Source organism: Aeromicrobium sp. JP4, assembly GCF_054957925.1.
Genome location: NZ_CM143290.1, coordinates 987,413 through 1,001,985, shown reverse-complemented (window position 1 = coordinate 1,001,985; position 14,573 = coordinate 987,413). Strand labels below are relative to the sequence as shown.

The following is a 14,573-nucleotide window of genomic DNA, read 5'->3' as shown; positions in this document are numbered from 1 at the left end:
CCGCCGGACGACTGGGGCCGTTGGTATACCGTTTTGGTATGCCAACGGCCCCCGCTCCGTACCGCCCGCTGCGTGACGACGTCCGCGACCGGATCCGCGACCGCATCGTCGACGGGGCCTACGCCCCGGGCAGTCGCCTCGTCGAGCGCACGATCGCCGCGGACCTCGGGGTGTCGCGGATTCCGGTCCGCGAGGCGCTCCAGGCGCTCGTCCTCGAGGGCTTCGCGGTCGACCGTGACACCCGCGGCATCGCCGTGCGCACCTACGACGCCCGCGAGATCGCCGAGCTCGCCGGGGTCGGTGCCGCCCTGGAGCGGGTCCTGGTCGGGCACGTCGTCGAGGGCGTCACCGCCGAGGGCCTGGCACCGCTGAGGGCCGTTCTCGACGAGGCGCGGATCGCGATCGACCGCGGCGACGTCGAGGCCGCCGTGGCGGCGAACAGCCGCTTCCACGACGTCCTGGCCTCGCTCGGCGAGGGAACGATGGCCCACGAGGTGCTCGCGATCGTGTCGCAGCGGCGACGCTGGCTGTTGGCGCAGCACTCCGATCCGGCGCCCATCCACGCCGAGCACGTCGAGCTGTTCGAGGCGATCGCCGGCGGTGACCGTGTCCGCGCCCAGCAGATCACCGAGGACCACGTACGGACCACGATCGAGAACGCCCTGCGGGCGGAAGGCTCCCCGTCGTGAGGGCGCGACGGGTGCCGCTGGTGGTGGCCTCCGCGTCCGTGGCGCTCCTGCTCGTCGGCTGCGAGTCGACCGACCGGTCGCAGCCCGAGCGGTCCGCAGCCGCCAGCACCGCGCCGAGCACCGCGGCGCCGAGCACCACCCCGCCCAGCACCACCCCGACCCCGACGGAGGAGAACCCCTTCATGGACCTCGACCAGGCCGAGCTCGACGCCCGGCTCATCGCCGCGGCGTGGGACAACGACGTGGCGACCGCCCGACGCCTCGTCGCCGCCGGAGCCGACGTCAACGCCAAGGACGACACCGTCCAGAGCGCGTACCTCATCGCGACGAGCGAGGGCCACCGCGCGCTGCTCGACCTGACGTTGCGTCACGGTGCCGATGTGAAGAGCCTCGACTCGTTCGAGGGCACCGGACTGATCCGCGCGAGCGAGCGGGGGCACGCGGGCATCGTCGGGCGCCTGATCCGTGAGGGCGTCGACCCCGATCACGTCAACAATCTCGGCTGGGTGGGACTCCACGAGGCGCTCGTCTTCGCCAAGTCCGAGCGCACCGGAGCGTACGCGGACACCGTGCGGGTCCTCGTCGCTGGCGGTGCTGACGTGCGGATCGCGTCGCGGAGGGACGGCCTGACGCCGGTCCAGCTCGCCGAGCGGGGCGGCCTGGAGTCGCAGGCGCGGCTCCTGCGGGCGGCGGCGCGGGCCCAGGAGGTCGGCCGCGAGGTCGCCGACCGTCGCCTCCTCGCGGCGGCTCGGGAGGGTGACGCGAACGCGGCCGCGCTCGCACTGCGCGCCGGCGCCGACCTCGAGGCGCGCAACGAGCTGAGGCAGACGCCGCTGCTGCTGGCGGCCACCCACGACCACGTGGACGTCGCCCGGCTGCTGGTGGCGCTGGGCGCCGACCCCGACGCCCTCGACCACCAGCACGACACGCCGTGGCTGGTGACGGGCGTGACGGGCAGCGTCGCGATGCTCGAGGCACTTCTGCCGGCCCGGCCCGACCTGACGATCAAGAACCGGTACGGAGGCCTGTCGCCGATCCCCGCGGGCGAGCGCGGCCATGCCGACTACATCCGCCGTGTCGTGAAGACGGACGTCGACCTGGATCACGTGAACGACCTCGGCTGGACCGCGCTCCTCGAGGCCGTGATCCTCGGCGACGGCTCGAAGCCCTACTTCGACATCGTCACGACGCTCGTCGAGGCGGGGGTCGACGTCGGCATCGAGGACAGGAACGGGCGCACCGCGCTGGACCACGCGAGGGCTCAGGGGTACACCGGCATCGTCCGCGCGCTCGAGAAGGCCTGACCCGTCACCCGACTTTTGTGACACCTTTCGGCTCGGGCCGTCGCCCCGGGCCGAACGGCGTCACAAAGTGGCGGAAGGCGTCACGAAAGTTGGCTGAGATAGCCGGTCAGGCCGACTGCAGGGCCTCGGTGACGGCCTTGAGCAGCGGCCGGTTGCGCTCGCCCGAGCGCACGGCCGCGCGGATCTCCCGCCCGAGCCGCACCCCGGCCGGGATCGCGGTGTGCAGGCCCGGCCGGTCGACGTCGATCGCCAGCTGGGGCAGCAGCGTGACCCCCTGCCCTGCCGCGACGGCGCGCGAGAGCAGCTGGAGGTCGTCGGTCTCCCAGCGCACCTGCGGCTCGAAACCGGCCTGGCGGCAGGCGTAGCGCACCGACTGACCGCACGCAGCCTCCGGTGGCGGCATCACCCACGGTGCGTCAGCGAGGTCCGAGAGGGTGGTGCCCTCCGGGAACGGCTCACGCCCGATCAGCACGAGCGGCTCGCGGTGCACGGTGGTCGCCGAGACCCGGGGCGGGATGGGCATCGGCGCGTGCTCGTAGACGTCGACCAGGGCGAGGTCCATGCGTCCCTCGTGCAGGGCGGCGAGGCTCGAGTGCGGCTCGGCCACCGTGACGATCGCGTCGATGTCGGGGTGCAGGCGCCGCAGGTGCGCGAGCGCCGGCAGCACGAGCGCCTGGGCCGCCGAGGCGATGGTCCCGATCCGGACCCGCCCGACGAGGTGGTCGTCGAACCCGTCGATGTCGCGACGGGTCGCCTCGAGCAGCCGGACGAGGCCGCGTCCGCGCTCGGCCAGGACCTCGCCCGCGGCGGTCAGTGCGACGCCGCGGGGGAGCCGCTCCAGCAGCGGGACGCCGCACTCGCGCTCCAGCGTGGTGATCTGCTGCGAGACCGCGGAGGCGGTGATGCCGTTGGCGCGCGCGGCACCGGCGATCGATCCGTGGTGGGCCACGTCCACGAGCAGGCGCAGCCGGTTCGGATCGGGCAGGTCGCGCATGGTCGACTCCTGGGAATGCTTTAGAAGAACTTACGCTGGACAGTCTGCCGCATCAGGCAGACGATGGGGTGGTGAGGATCGAGAGCGTCGCCGTGTTCGGACTCGGCAAGGTCGGAGAGCTCGTCGCGCACCTGCTGGGTCGCGCCGAGTTCAAAGTGGTGGGATTCGACTCGCGCGAGCGCGAGGTGCCGAACCTGCAGACCCGGGTGATGGACGTCGCGGACGCGAGTGCGCTGCGCGAGGCCCTGCGCGAGGTGGACGCCGTCGTGTCGTGCCTGCCGTACCACCTGAACATCGCCGTGGCCGAGGCCGCGCACGACACCGGCGTGCACTACTTCGACCTCACCGAGGACGTGCCCACCACGAACCGCGTCATCGAGCTGTCCAAGGACCGCCCCGACAGCGCCTTCGTGCCGCAGTGCGGCCTGGCGCCCGGCCTGATCGGCATCGTCGGCGCCAGCCTGGCCGCCTCGTTCGACTCGATCCGCAGCATCGAGCTGAAGGTCGGCGCGCTGCCGCAGAACCCCACGGGCCTGCTCGGCTACGCGTTCAACTGGTCGGCCGAGGGCGTCGTCAACGAGTACCTCAACGACTGCGAGGTGCTGCGCTCGGGCGAGCGCCGCTTCGTGCCCGCGATGACCGAGAAGGAGCGCGTGGTGATCGGGGGCATCGAGCTGGAGGCCGCGCTGACCTCCGGCGGTCTCGGCACGATGTGCCAGAGCTACGAGGGTCGCGTGCAGCGCCTCGACTACAAGACGATGCGCTACCCGGGGCACTTCCGTCAGATGCACTTCCTCTTCGAGGAGCTGAACCTGCGCGACGAGCGCGAGCTGGTCGGCCGGATCCTCGTCGACGCGAAGCCGCCCGTGAACGACGACGTCGTCTACCTGCACGCCGCGGTCGAGGGCATCCACACCGGGCAGCCGTTCCGCCGCAACCACGTGCGCGCCTACCGGCCGCTCGACATCGACGGCCAGACGTGGCGCGCCATCAGCTGGACGACCGCCGCCAGTGCGGTCGCCGTCGTCGAGCTCGTCGCCGCCGGCAAGCTCCCGTCCAAGGGCTTCGTCCGCCAGGAGGACATCTCCCTGGACGACCTGCTCGCCACCCGATCCGGCAGCCTCTTCGACACCCACGGAAAGATCGACGCATGACCATCGCAGCACACGTCACGAGCATCTTCGAGCGGATCGGGGCGCCCGTCGGCTTCGACGCCGAGGGCGACATCGTCTGCCGCACGCCGATCGACGGCTCCGAGCTGGGCCGCCTCCAGGCCGACACCGCCGCCTCGGTGGGCGAGAAGGTGGGCCTGGCCCACGCCGCGTTCGAGCAGTGGCGCACCGTGCCGGCTCCCGCCCGCGGCGCCTTCGTGCGCGAGCTGGGCAACCTGCTGCGCGAGCACAAGGACGACCTCGGCGCGCTCGTCACCATCGAGGCCGGGAAGATCCTGTCCGAGGGCCAGGGCGAGGTCCAGGAGATGATCGACATCTGCGACCTGGCCGTGGGCCTGTCGCGCCAGCTGCACGGCCTGACGATCGCCAGCGAGCGACCGGGCCACCGGATGATGGAGCAGTGGCACCCGCTGGGCGTCGTCGGCGTCATCAGCGCCTTCAACTTCCCGGTCGCGGTCTGGTCGTGGAACGCGGCGCTCGCCTTCGTGTGCGGCGACAGCGTCGTGTGGAAGCCGTCGGAGAAGACCGTGCTGACGGCCCTGGCCTGCCGCGCGATCGCGGACGAGGCCGCGCGTCGCGCCGGCGCCCCGGAGGGCCTGCTCCAGGTCGTCGTGGGTGCCCGCGAGGTGGGTGAGGCCCTCGTCGACGACCCGCGCGTGCCGCTCGTCTCGGCCACCGGCTCCACCCGGATGGGCAAGCAGGTCGCGCCCCGCGTGGCCGCCCGCCTCGGTCGCACCCTGCTCGAGCTCGGCGGCAACAACGCCGCGATCATCGCGCCCACCGCCGACCTCGACCTCGCGGTGCGCGGCATCGTGTTCTCCGCCGTCGGCACCGCCGGCCAGCGCTGCACCTCGCTGCGTCGCGTGATCGTGCACGAGTCGGTCAAGGACGAGCTGCTCCAGCGGCTCGTCGCGGCCTACGAGACCCTGCCGATCGGCTCGCCCCTGGACTCCGGCACGCTCGTCGGCCCGCTGGTCGACGGCTCCGCCGCGACCGGGTTCGAGAAGGCGCTCGACCAGGTCCGCTCCGACGGCGGCACCGTGCTCACCGGCGGCACGCGGGCCGAGGGCCTCGAGGGCGGCCACTACGTGCACCCCGCGATCGTCGACATGCCCGAGCAGACCGAGATCGTGCGCACCGAGACGTTCGCGCCGCTGCTGTACGTGCTGACCTACCGCGACCTCGACGAGGCCATCGCGCTGCACAACGCCGTCGACCAGGGCCTCTCGAGCGCGATCTTCACGATGGACGTCCGGGAGGCGGAGCTCTTCGTCTCGGCGACGGGCTCGGACTGCGGCATCGCGAACGTCAACATCGGCACCTCGGGCGCCGAGATCGGCGGTGCGTTCGGTGGCGAGAAGGACACCGGCGGCGGCCGCGAGTCCGGCTCGGACGCGTGGCGGAACTACATGCGCCGCACGACGAACACGATCAACTACTCCACCGAGCTGCCGCTGGCACAGGGCGTCGACTTCGGCTGAGTCCTCAGACCAGGTCGGTGCGGTAGGCGAACAGGGACGGTCCGCCGCCGGTGTGCATGAACACCGTGCGGCGGCGCAGCTCCGGATCGCTCGGGAGCGCCGCGTAGGCCTTGGCCGTGTACACGAGGTCCAGGGCGATCCCGGTGGTCGTGGCGAGGCGGCGGATCTGCCGCAGTCCGGCCTCCGACGGAATGCCGTAGCCGTCGCCGAACTGCGAGTCGTCGAGCACCCAGCGGTCGTCGTCGGGCACGGGCACGCCGAGCTCGTCGCACGTCTGCGTCAGCAGGTCGCGCAGCGCGGCCTCGGTCTGCTCGCGCGAGTGGTAGACGCACACGCCGCGCACCACGGTGTCCACCTCGGCCGCGGCCAGGCCGATCACCAGGCCCGCCATCGTGCCGCACGTGGAGGCGGCGACCACGACCTCGTGCGGGTCGAACTCCAGCTGGCCGTAGAGCTCGAGCGCGGAGTCCACGTGGCCGAGCGTGCCGATGCGGTCGGATCCGCCCGGCAGCACCACGGCGAGGTCGTCACCGTGCTCGGCCATCAGCTCGAGTGCCAGGGCGCTCGCGGCCTCGTCGTCGGGCACCACGTGGCGCGTGGCTCCGTACAGCTCGGTGAGGAAGGCGTTGCCCGACGCCGTGTAGTCGTCGTCGGTGCGCGGCACCGCCTGCACGGCGACGGCCTCGAGCCTCAGACCCAGCCGGGCGCACGCCGCGGCGGTGGCGCGCACGTGGTTCGACTGCAGGGCGCCGAACGTGACCACCCGACTCTGGCCGCGCGCGATCGCCGCGCCCAGCAGGAACTCGAGCTTGCGCACCTTGTTGCCACCGAAGCCGAAGCCGCTGAGGTCCTCCCGCTTCATCCACAGCCCGTCGACGTCGTGCAGGGGAGTGGGCCACACGCCGAGGTGGGCGCGCGGGCGATCGCTCAGGTCCATGGATCCGAGCGTGCCACACCGGCGACCGACCGCGACTGGGGCAGAATGGAGCGGTGGGCACCTATCGCGACTCCGGTGTCGTCCTGCGCACCCAGAAGCTGGGCGAGGCCGACCGCATCGTCACGATGCTCACCCGCGGTCGCGGTGTCGTGAGGGCCGTGGGTCGCGGGGTGCGCAAGACCTCCAGCCGCTTCGGTGGCCGCCTCGAGCCCTTCATGCACGTCGACGTGCAGTTCGCCGAGGGCCGCTCGCTCGACGTCATCGCCCAGGTCGTCACGATCGACCCGTTCGCCTCGCACCTCGGTGCCGACTACGCCGCCTACACCGCGGGCACGGCGATGCTGGAGACCGCCGAGCGCCTCGTCGCCGACACCGCCGAGCCCTCCGTGCCGCAGTACCACCTGCTCGTCGGGGCACTTCGCGCGTTGACCGAGCACCGCCAGCCGCCCGACGTCCTGCTCGACTCGTTCCAGCTGCGGTCGCTCGCGATCGCGGGCTACGCGCCGTCGTTCGACGGCTGCGCGCGCTGCGGCCTGGAGGGTCCGCACCGGCACTTCCACGCCGGCTCCGGCGGGATGCTGTGCGACGCGTGCCGCGTGCCCGGCTCGTCGGTGCCGTCGGCCACCACGGTCGCGCTGCTGGCCGCCCTGCTGGTGGGCGACTGGACGGCGGTCGGGCTGGCCGACGACCGCTCGCGCCGCGAGGCCGGCGGCATGGTCGCCAACTACCTGTCCTGGCACCTCGAGCGCGGACTGCGCTCCCTGGCTCACGTGGACCGCTGATGCCCCGAAACCCCACCCCGCACCCCTCGGGTGCCACCGCCCCGCGCCTCGCCCCCGGCCAGGTGCCGCAGCACGTCGCCATCGTGATGGACGGCAACGGCCGCTGGGCGCAGGAGCGCGGGCTGCCGCGCACCGAGGGCCACAAGGCCGGCGAGGCCGCGCTGTTCGACGTGGTCGAGGGCGCCATCGAGGTCGGCGTGAAGGCCGTCAGCGCCTACGCGTTCAGCACCGAGAACTGGAAGCGGTCGCCCGAGGAGGTCAAGTTCCTCATGGGCTTCAACCGCGACGTGATCCGCCGACGCCGCGACGAGATGCACGAGCTGGGCGTCCGCGTGCGCTGGGCCGGGCGTCGCCCCCGGCTGTGGCGCAGCGTCATCCGTGAGCTCGAGGATGCCGAGGAGCTGACGAAGCACAACACCGTCTGCACCCTGACGATGTGCGTCAACTACGGCGGTCGAGCGGAGATCGCCGACGCCGCGGCCGCGCTCGCCCGCGACGTGAAGGCGGGGCGCCTCAATCCGGAGAAGATCACCGAGGCCACCTTCGCGCGCTACCTCGACGAGCCGTGGATGCCCGACGTCGACCTGTTCTGGCGCACCTCCGGCGAGCAGCGGACGAGCAACTTCCTGCCGTGGCAGGCGGCCTACGCCGAGCTCGTCTTCAGCGACATCGCCTGGCCCGACGTCGACCGCCGGGCCCTGTGGGCCGCGGTCGAGGAGTACGCCACGCGCCAGCGCCGCTACGGCTCCGCCTGAGCTCAGGCGGTGGCGGGGCCGTCGAGCGACCAGGGGGTCGTGCCGGCCAACACGTCGGAGATGAATCCCTGGAACCGCGGGCACTGCGTGATGTCGTGCGAGCGGCACCGCAGGGCGTGCTCGGTCATCTCGCGCGACCGCTCCATCTCGCGCATGCGCCGGTCGAGGTCGGCGATGTGCGACTCGAGCACCTCGTGCCGTGACGGGGCCTCCTCGTCGAGCAGCACCGCGATCTGCTCGAGCGACATCCCGGCCGCCTTGCTGCGCAGGATGACGGCGATGCGTACGAGGTCGTCGTCGCCGTAGCGACGGCGGTCGGCGCTGTCGCGGGCCGGCCGCAGCAGGCCCACGTCCTCCCAGTGCCGCAGCACGTGGGTCTCGATCCCGAACCGCGCGGCGACGTCCCCGATCGACTGACTTGACTTCATGTTGACCTGAAGTCGCACGCTCGTCTCGTTATTCCATTTCGAGAGAGGAACACCATGTACGACGCACTCGTGATCGGCGGCGGCCCGGCGGGCCTGCAGGCCGCACTGTCCCTCGGCCGCATGCACCGCACGGTCGCCCTGGTCGACTCGGGCCGCTACCGCAACGGCACGGTCGAGCACGCCCACAACTTCCTGACCCACGACGGTCGCGCGCCCGAGGAGATCCGTCGCCTCGCCCGCGAGGACCTCGCCGAGTACGACACGGTCGAGCTGCGCGAGACGACCGTCCACAGCGTGCGCGAGGAGGGCGACGGCTTCGTCGCCGAGACCGACGGCGGCCCGATCGAGGCACGCACGGTCGTCCTCGCGACCGGCCTGAGGGACGACCTGGCCGACATTCCCGGCCTGGAGGAGACGTGGGGCAAGGAGGTCGCGGCCTGCCCCTTCTGCCATGGTCACGAGCTCGCCGGGCGGGTCATCGGCCTGGTCGGGGACGGCCCTCACGTCCCGATGATGACCCAGATGCTCAGCCCGATCGGCTCGGAGGTGGTGCACTTCGGTGACGGAGAGGTGACCAAGGTCGAGCGCACCGGCGACGGCGTCCTCGTCCACCGCGCCGCCGCGGACCCGGTCGCCGTGGCCGGACTGTTCCTGCACCCGAGCTTCGCCCAGTCGGCGCCGTTCGCGGAGCAGCTCGGCCTCGAGATGCTGCCGTCGGGCTGCGTGCGGATCGACGTGCTCGGCCAGACCAGCCGTCCGCGCGTGTTCGCGGCAGGGGACCTGGCGCACGTCGAGCAGCTGCCCATGCCGATGGCCTCGGTGCTGCTCGCCGCGGCCGCCGGGCTGGTGGCCGGGTCGAGCGTCGTGCGGTTCCTCGCAGCCGAGGCGGTCGAGTCCGCCGGACCGAGCGAGGCACCGTAGTCTGGAGCCCATGCGCGTGGCCCGATTCGCCGGCGACGACGACCCCCGTTACGGGGTCGTCGGTGCCGATGGCGACACCCCCATCATCGCTCCCCTCAAGGGAGACCCCCTCTACGCTCCGCTGGAGCTGACCGGCGAGAAGCTGGCGCTCGAGGACGTCCGCCTGCTGGCGCCGGTCATCCCGCGCAGCAAGGTGGTGTGCGTCGGCAAGAACTACGTCGCGCACGCCGCCGAGATGGGCGGTGACGTGCCCGAGGAGCCGCTGATCTTCCTCAAGCCGAACACCTCGGTGATCGGCCCCGGCGAGCCGATCTTCTACCCGAAGCAGTCGCAGAACGTGCACTTCGAGGGCGAGCTCGCGATCGTGATCGGGCGGATCTGCCGCAACCTGACGGCGGAGGACGCCCCGAAGGTGATCTACGGCTACACCGTTGCGAACGACGTCACGGCGCGCGACCTGCAGGCCAAGGACGGCCAGTGGGCCCGCGCGAAGGGCTTCGACACGTTCTGCCCGCTCGGGCCGTGGATCGAGACCGACTTCGACCCGTCCGACGTCCGTGTGCGCACGACGCTCAACGGCGAGACCAAGCAGGACGGCCGCACGTCGGACATGGTCTTCGACGTGACGACGATCCTGCAGTACGTGACCAGCTTCATGACCCTCCTGCCAGGCGACGTCGTCCTCACCGGCACGCCCGACGGCGTCGGCCCCATGCAGGCCGGCGACCACGTGGCCGTGACGATCGACGGCCTGGGCACCCTGACGAACCCGGTGGTGGCAGATGACTGAGACCCGTTGGACGACCGCGACCGGCAGCGACGTGGTCGCCCGGTTCTGCCCGTCCCCGACCGGCAACCCGCACGTGGGGATGGCACGCACCGCGCTGTTCAGCTGGGCCTTCGCCCGCCACCATGGCGGTCGCTTCGTGTTCCGCATCGAGGACACCGACGCCAGCCGTGACTCGCAGGAGTCCTACGACCTGCTGCTCGACGTCATGCGGTGGCTGGGCCTGGACTGGGACGAGGGCGTCGAGGTCGGCGGCCCGAACGGCCCCTACCGCCAGAGCCAGCGCATGGACGTCTACGCCGACGTCGCGCAGCGCCTGATGGACGCGGGCTTCGCGTACAGGGCCTACGACACCGCCGAGGAGCTGGAGGAGCGCCGCAACGCGGCGCGCGCCGCCGGCCGCCCGAGCGGCTACGACGGCCTGCACCGCGACCTCACGCCCGAGCAGCAGGCGGCCTACGAGGCCGAGGGCCGCCAGGCGGTCATCCGCTTCAAGATGCCCGAGCGCGACTGGACCTTCGACGACCTCGTGCGCGGGGAGATCACCTTCGGCGCCGAGAACGTGCAGGACTTCGTCATCGTCCGCGCGAACGGCCAGCCGCTGTACACGCTGACGAACCCCGTCGACGACGCGCTCATGGGGATCACCCACGTGCTGCGCGGCGAGGACATCCTGTCGTCCACCCCGCGCCAGATGGCGCTGTACGAGGCGTTCGCGGAGATCGGCGTGGGCTCAGGCTTCACCCCGCGTTTCGGCCACCTGCCGTACGTCATGGGCTCGGGCAACAAGAAGCTCTCGAAGCGCGATCCCGAGTCGAACCTGCTCGGCTACCGCGACCAGGGCTTCCTGCCCGAGGGACTGCTGAACTACCTCGCGCTGCTGGGCTGGTCGATCGCCGAGGACCGCGACATCTTCTCCCTCGAGGAGATGGTGGCCGCGTTCGAGGTGGAGCGGGTCAACCCGAACCCCGCTCGCTTCGACCTGAAGAAGTGCGAGGCGATCAACGGCGACCACGTGCGCCTGCTGTCGCCCGAGGAGTTCGTGCGGCGGCTGCTGCCGTACCTGCCCGAAGGTGTCGACGCCGACCTCGTCGCGCAGGCGGCGCCGCTCGTGCAGGAGCGCAGCAACCTGCTGACCGAGGCCGCCGAGATGCTCGCGTTCCTGTTCGCCGGCGAGGAGTTCGCCGTCGACCCCGACGACGCCGCCAAGCAGCTCAACGAGGACGGGCTCGAGGTCGCCAAGGCGGCCCGCGAGGCGCTCGCCGGGCTGGGGGAGTGGACCACCGAGTCCATCGAGGCTGCCCTGCGCCAGGCCCTGGTCGAGGAGCGCGGGCTCAAGCCGCGTCTCGCGTTCGGCCCCGTGCGCGTCGCCGTGACCGGCCGGCGCATCTCCCCGCCGCTGTTCGAGTCCATGGAACTGCTGGGACGCGAGGCTTCTCTGGCCCGTCTGGACGCGGTGCTCTGAGGACTCGGCCTCCCCGGTTTGGGCAGTCGGGGAGGTGTCCGGTAAAGTCATCTCTTGGTTCGGAGCGCTGCCGCGAGGCAGGGATCCGATACCCCCATGGGGTATGGTGTAATTGGCAACACAGCGGTTTCTGGTACCGCCATTCTAGGTTCGAGTCCTAGTACCCCAGCGAGGACGCACTGGAGTCGATCTGGTAGCGTTTCTCATCGCTGGCCCCGTTGTGTAGCGGCCTAGCACGTCGCCCTCTCAAGGCGGTAGCGCGGGTTCGAATCCCGTCGGGGCTACCAGCAAGAACGGCCCGTGATTCCAGGGTTTACCTGGAAGCACGGGCCGTTTCTCATTCCCGCGCCGAAGTGCTGGGGCCACACTGGGGCCACATCGTTCGATACGTTTCCCATGCTGGCCCGCGTTCTCTGGGCCCGACAGACAACTGAGGGGCGTGCTGTGGGTTTTCTCCGAAGGCTGGGGGGCCGGATCCGAATGACCTGCGGAGCGTTCATCTACGGGGTCGTAGTGAGTGCCATGATCCGCGATCTCTTGCAGGCTCTTGGATTCTGCCTCGCCGCTGTCAGCTGGGCCATCTACGTGCCCCTTGGGTCGTGCATGCGACTTCTCGGCCGGAGCGGTCACGTCTACTCAGTTGCCGCGTTCGTCTCGTTCTCGAACATGTTCATAGAGGCATTGCTGTCGCATACACTCTTACGTTCTTGGCTCAAGGGAAACGTTGAACCTTGGCCATGGCAACCCAGCGCGCGTCGGTGACGGCTTCGGGTACGCGGTCTGAGATCGGTTCGCGGTACTCGAAGAGTCACCTTGGGAGTTGTTCAACCCATCGGGCCAAAGACCAGGGCACCGAAGATGACGAACGGGGCGACGATGAGAGTCAGACCTGTGAGTCCGAGCGTCACCCGCTGCGTGACAAGTGCGATCACGCGCGTCGCCTCCGGCTCCCTCGGGCAGGTTCGCTCTTGGCGCCTTCGGCCGACCCAGCTAGACAGCACGAGGGCGACAGGCGTTCCGGTTGCCAACAAAACGAAACCCCAGTCGACGTTCGTCGCAGTGGCGTCCGTGACACCTGTGCTCCACAGCCAAGCCAGCGCCGCGAGAAGAGCCAACTGGGAAATAGCAACGACCACGGTCACGATGGGACTTGCGGTCGTCAAACTCAATCGGTTGTTTCGAAAACCGCTCATGGGCTGAAAGTCTGCCGTGCAGGATGAAGCCGTCTAAGCACTTGACGGCAGATGTTCCCGTGTCGCGGGTGCTCAGCGGCGATCTTCGCTGCCAGGGGAGTTTGGTTCAGAGACACCGAGCTGAGCGGCGCTGGCGAGGCGATACCTGTTCGCCTCCCGTGCGGCGTCCATGGCGTCGCTGATCTCGTCGAGCCGGTCTTCGAAGAGGTGGCCGTAGGTGTCCATGGTCATCGTGGCGGAGGCGTGGCCGAGCATCTGCTGGACAACCTTGACATCGGCGCCGGCGGCGATGGCCAGGGAAGCCGCGGTGTGGCGTAGCTCGTGAGGGTGGAGTCCGGGCACGCCAATCTCTTCTGCGGCGGTCGCCAGGGCGGTGCTGAACGTGGAGACGCGAAGGACTTCGCCACCGCGCACGCCGGTGAACACCAGTTGGTCCGACGTCTTGCCACGGACGTGAGTCTCGAGGTCGGCGAGCAGGAATCGCGGGATGGGCACTTCGCGCCGCTGGTGGGTCTTCGGCGTGCCCCAGACGAGTCCTTGACCGGCAACAGGAGTGACCGACTCGACAATCACGGCACGCCGGCGCGCAGTCTGGAGCCGTCCGACCCGCAGCGCGGCCATCTCTCCCCATCGCAGCCCGGTGTAGGCGAGGAACAGCACGATGAGCCTGTAGGTGTCCCTCTGGCGGTCGGCCAGCGGGACGTGCTTCGACACGTCGGCGGGGTGGGCGATCGCCTCGGCGAGCGCATCGACCTGGGCGTGGGTGAGGTAGCGGTGCTCGTGCTTGATCGGACGGGGCAGGTTGACGCCCTTGGCGACATTGCGAACCAAGCGCCCGTCCTTGACGGCCATGTCGAGCACGAGCGACAGGACGCGGTGCATCTTGCGCACTGATGAGGGCGAGTGGGTCTTGGACACCGCGGTGATCCACGCCTGGACGTCGGAGTGGGTGACCTTGCCGAGGGGGACGTGTCCCCAGACAGGGTCGAGGTGTTTGCGGACGATGCCCTCGTAGCGGGCGTAGGTGGTGGGTTTGACGTGTGCTTGACCGTCGAGCCACTGGTGCGCCCACTCGCGGACGGTCGCCTTCGACAGCGCCGGGTCGATGAACGCGCCGGTGAGCTTGGCCGCCTCGACGGTCGTCAGGAACCGCTCGGCGTCGATCTTGCGGGCGAAGACCTTGCTGCGCTGCACACCGGCGGGAGTGCGGTAGCGGGCGCGGTAGCTGGTCTCGCCATTGCGGATCCGCTTCTCGATGGTGGCCATGTGATCCTCCTGCCCTGACGGTGAGGTGACGTCGGTGAGGGATTCAAGGCAAGCGCGGGTGGTTGTGGATATCTCGGGCGCCGGCCTGAGCCTGTTGATGAAGCCAGGACATGACTTCGCTCTTCCAGTAGCGGACGCACCGGCCCACGCGGAACCCAGTGGGGCCTTGGCCGAGGTGGCGCCAGTAGCGCAGCGTCGCGACGGGTACCCGCACCACGGCGGCGACCTCGTCGATGCTCCACAGTTCGTCCCCGTCGTGGAGGTCGATCTCGTTGATGGTCATGGTTCTTCTCCTTCGATTCGGACCGCGGTCTCGTATGGCCAACACGGGCTGGAGAGAGTTATCGGTGCTCTGCTGCGACCAACCTCTCCCACCCGCGTTCCGTCATCCATGAGTCA

At 70.4% G+C, this 14,573-nt stretch carries 15 protein-coding genes and 2 tRNA genes; 11 read left to right on the top strand and 6 right to left on the bottom strand.

Translation table 11 applies throughout. From position 1 onward, the window contains the following. Positions 1-38 precede the first annotated feature (38 nt). Together ACY1JX_RS04920 and ACY1JX_RS04915 are read left to right on the top strand one after the other, a co-directional pair. On the top strand, positions 39-689 hold the full coding sequence (locus ACY1JX_RS04920; RefSeq protein WP_462565391.1) for a GntR family transcriptional regulator: 651 nt from the start codon (positions 39-41) through the stop codon (positions 687-689). After that, positions 686-1,993 carry an ankyrin repeat domain-containing protein gene (locus ACY1JX_RS04915; RefSeq protein WP_462565390.1) on the top strand — a complete coding sequence of 436 codons (1,308 nt, stop codon included), beginning with the start codon at positions 686-688 and terminating at the stop codon, positions 1,991-1,993. Before ACY1JX_RS04920 ends, ACY1JX_RS04915 begins: the two co-directional genes overlap by 4 nt. Before the next feature lie 106 nt (positions 1,994-2,099). Here ACY1JX_RS04915 and ACY1JX_RS04910 read toward each other — a convergent pair whose 3' ends face one another. Continuing rightward, positions 2,100-2,987: a LysR family transcriptional regulator gene (locus ACY1JX_RS04910; protein WP_462565389.1), complete on the bottom strand. Its 888-nt coding sequence runs from the start codon at positions 2,985-2,987 to the stop codon at positions 2,100-2,102. 71 nt (positions 2,988-3,058) lie between these two features. Between ACY1JX_RS04910 and ACY1JX_RS04905 the strand changes: the two genes are divergently transcribed. Both ACY1JX_RS04905 and amaB read left to right on the top strand, forming a co-directional pair. Further along, entirely contained in the window at positions 3,059-4,141 is a 1,083-nt protein-coding gene (locus ACY1JX_RS04905; protein ID WP_286929649.1) for a saccharopine dehydrogenase family protein, read from the top strand. Continuing rightward, complete coding sequence (amaB, locus tag ACY1JX_RS04900) at positions 4,138-5,640, top strand: L-piperidine-6-carboxylate dehydrogenase (RefSeq protein ID WP_462565388.1); 1,503 nt, start codon at positions 4,138-4,140, stop codon at positions 5,638-5,640. The genes ACY1JX_RS04905 and amaB overlap by 4 nt, the downstream gene beginning before the upstream one ends. 4 nt (positions 5,641-5,644) lie before the next feature. Here amaB and ACY1JX_RS04895 read toward each other — a convergent pair whose 3' ends face one another. Next, the gene (locus tag ACY1JX_RS04895) at positions 5,645-6,577 is read right to left on the bottom strand and encodes a pyridoxal-phosphate dependent enzyme (protein ID WP_462565387.1); all 933 of its coding nucleotides are present in this window, start codon (positions 6,575-6,577) and stop codon (positions 5,645-5,647) included. A gap of 53 nt (positions 6,578-6,630) precedes the next feature. On the opposite strand from ACY1JX_RS04895, the gene recO reads away from it, so the two are divergent. After that, positions 6,631-7,359, top strand: coding sequence for a DNA repair protein RecO (gene recO / locus ACY1JX_RS04890; RefSeq protein WP_181755315.1), 729 nt, complete (start codon positions 6,631-6,633; stop codon positions 7,357-7,359). Then, a complete protein-coding gene (locus ACY1JX_RS04885) occupies positions 7,359-8,114 on the top strand; it encodes an isoprenyl transferase (RefSeq protein WP_462565386.1) in 756 nt (251 codons plus the stop codon). Before recO ends, ACY1JX_RS04885 begins: the two co-directional genes overlap by 1 nt. Before the next feature lie 2 nt (positions 8,115-8,116). On the opposite strand, the gene ACY1JX_RS04880 is transcribed toward ACY1JX_RS04885, so the two are convergent. Then, a complete protein-coding gene (locus ACY1JX_RS04880; RefSeq protein ID WP_462565385.1) occupies positions 8,117-8,542 on the bottom strand; it encodes a MerR family transcriptional regulator in 426 nt (141 codons plus the stop codon). A gap of 54 nt (positions 8,543-8,596) precedes the next feature. Here ACY1JX_RS04880 and ACY1JX_RS04875 point away from each other — a divergent pair, with 54 nt between their 5' ends. The 5 genes from ACY1JX_RS04875 (at position 8,597) to ACY1JX_RS04855 (ending at position 12,002) form a co-directional block, all read left to right on the top strand. Beyond that, on the top strand, positions 8,597-9,463 hold the full coding sequence (locus ACY1JX_RS04875; protein WP_462565384.1) for an NAD(P)/FAD-dependent oxidoreductase: 867 nt from the start codon (positions 8,597-8,599) through the stop codon (positions 9,461-9,463). A 10-nt stretch (positions 9,464-9,473) separates the two neighbouring features. Next, positions 9,474-10,253, top strand: coding sequence for a fumarylacetoacetate hydrolase family protein (locus ACY1JX_RS04870; RefSeq protein ID WP_181755320.1), 780 nt, complete (start codon positions 9,474-9,476; stop codon positions 10,251-10,253). After that, a complete protein-coding gene (gene gltX, locus ACY1JX_RS04865; RefSeq protein ID WP_462565383.1) occupies positions 10,246-11,715 on the top strand; it encodes a glutamate--tRNA ligase in 1,470 nt (489 codons plus the stop codon). The genes ACY1JX_RS04870 and gltX overlap by 8 nt, the downstream gene beginning before the upstream one ends. 97 nt (positions 11,716-11,812) lie before the next feature. Further along, positions 11,813-11,884 (top strand) — tRNA-Gln (locus tag ACY1JX_RS04860). Positions 11,885-11,926: 42 nt separating this feature from the next. Then, positions 11,927-12,002: transfer RNA gene (locus ACY1JX_RS04855), tRNA-Glu, on the top strand. A 537-nt stretch (positions 12,003-12,539) separates the two neighbouring features. Here the strand turns inward: ACY1JX_RS04855 and ACY1JX_RS04850 are convergent. The 3 genes from ACY1JX_RS04850 to ACY1JX_RS04840 all read right to left on the bottom strand — a co-directional run bounded on the left by ACY1JX_RS04850 (position 12,540) and on the right by ACY1JX_RS04840 (position 14,457). After that, the gene (locus ACY1JX_RS04850; protein WP_181755322.1) at positions 12,540-12,857 is read right to left on the bottom strand and encodes a hypothetical protein; all 318 of its coding nucleotides are present in this window, start codon (positions 12,855-12,857) and stop codon (positions 12,540-12,542) included. Positions 12,858-12,980: 123 nt separating this feature from the next. After that, complete coding sequence (locus tag ACY1JX_RS04845) at positions 12,981-14,174, bottom strand: tyrosine-type recombinase/integrase (RefSeq protein ID WP_462565382.1); 1,194 nt, start codon at positions 14,172-14,174, stop codon at positions 12,981-12,983. Positions 14,175-14,217: 43 nt separating this feature from the next. Next, positions 14,218-14,457: a helix-turn-helix transcriptional regulator gene (locus ACY1JX_RS04840; protein ID WP_181755324.1), complete on the bottom strand. Its 240-nt coding sequence runs from the start codon at positions 14,455-14,457 to the stop codon at positions 14,218-14,220. Positions 14,458-14,573 lie beyond the last annotated feature (116 nt).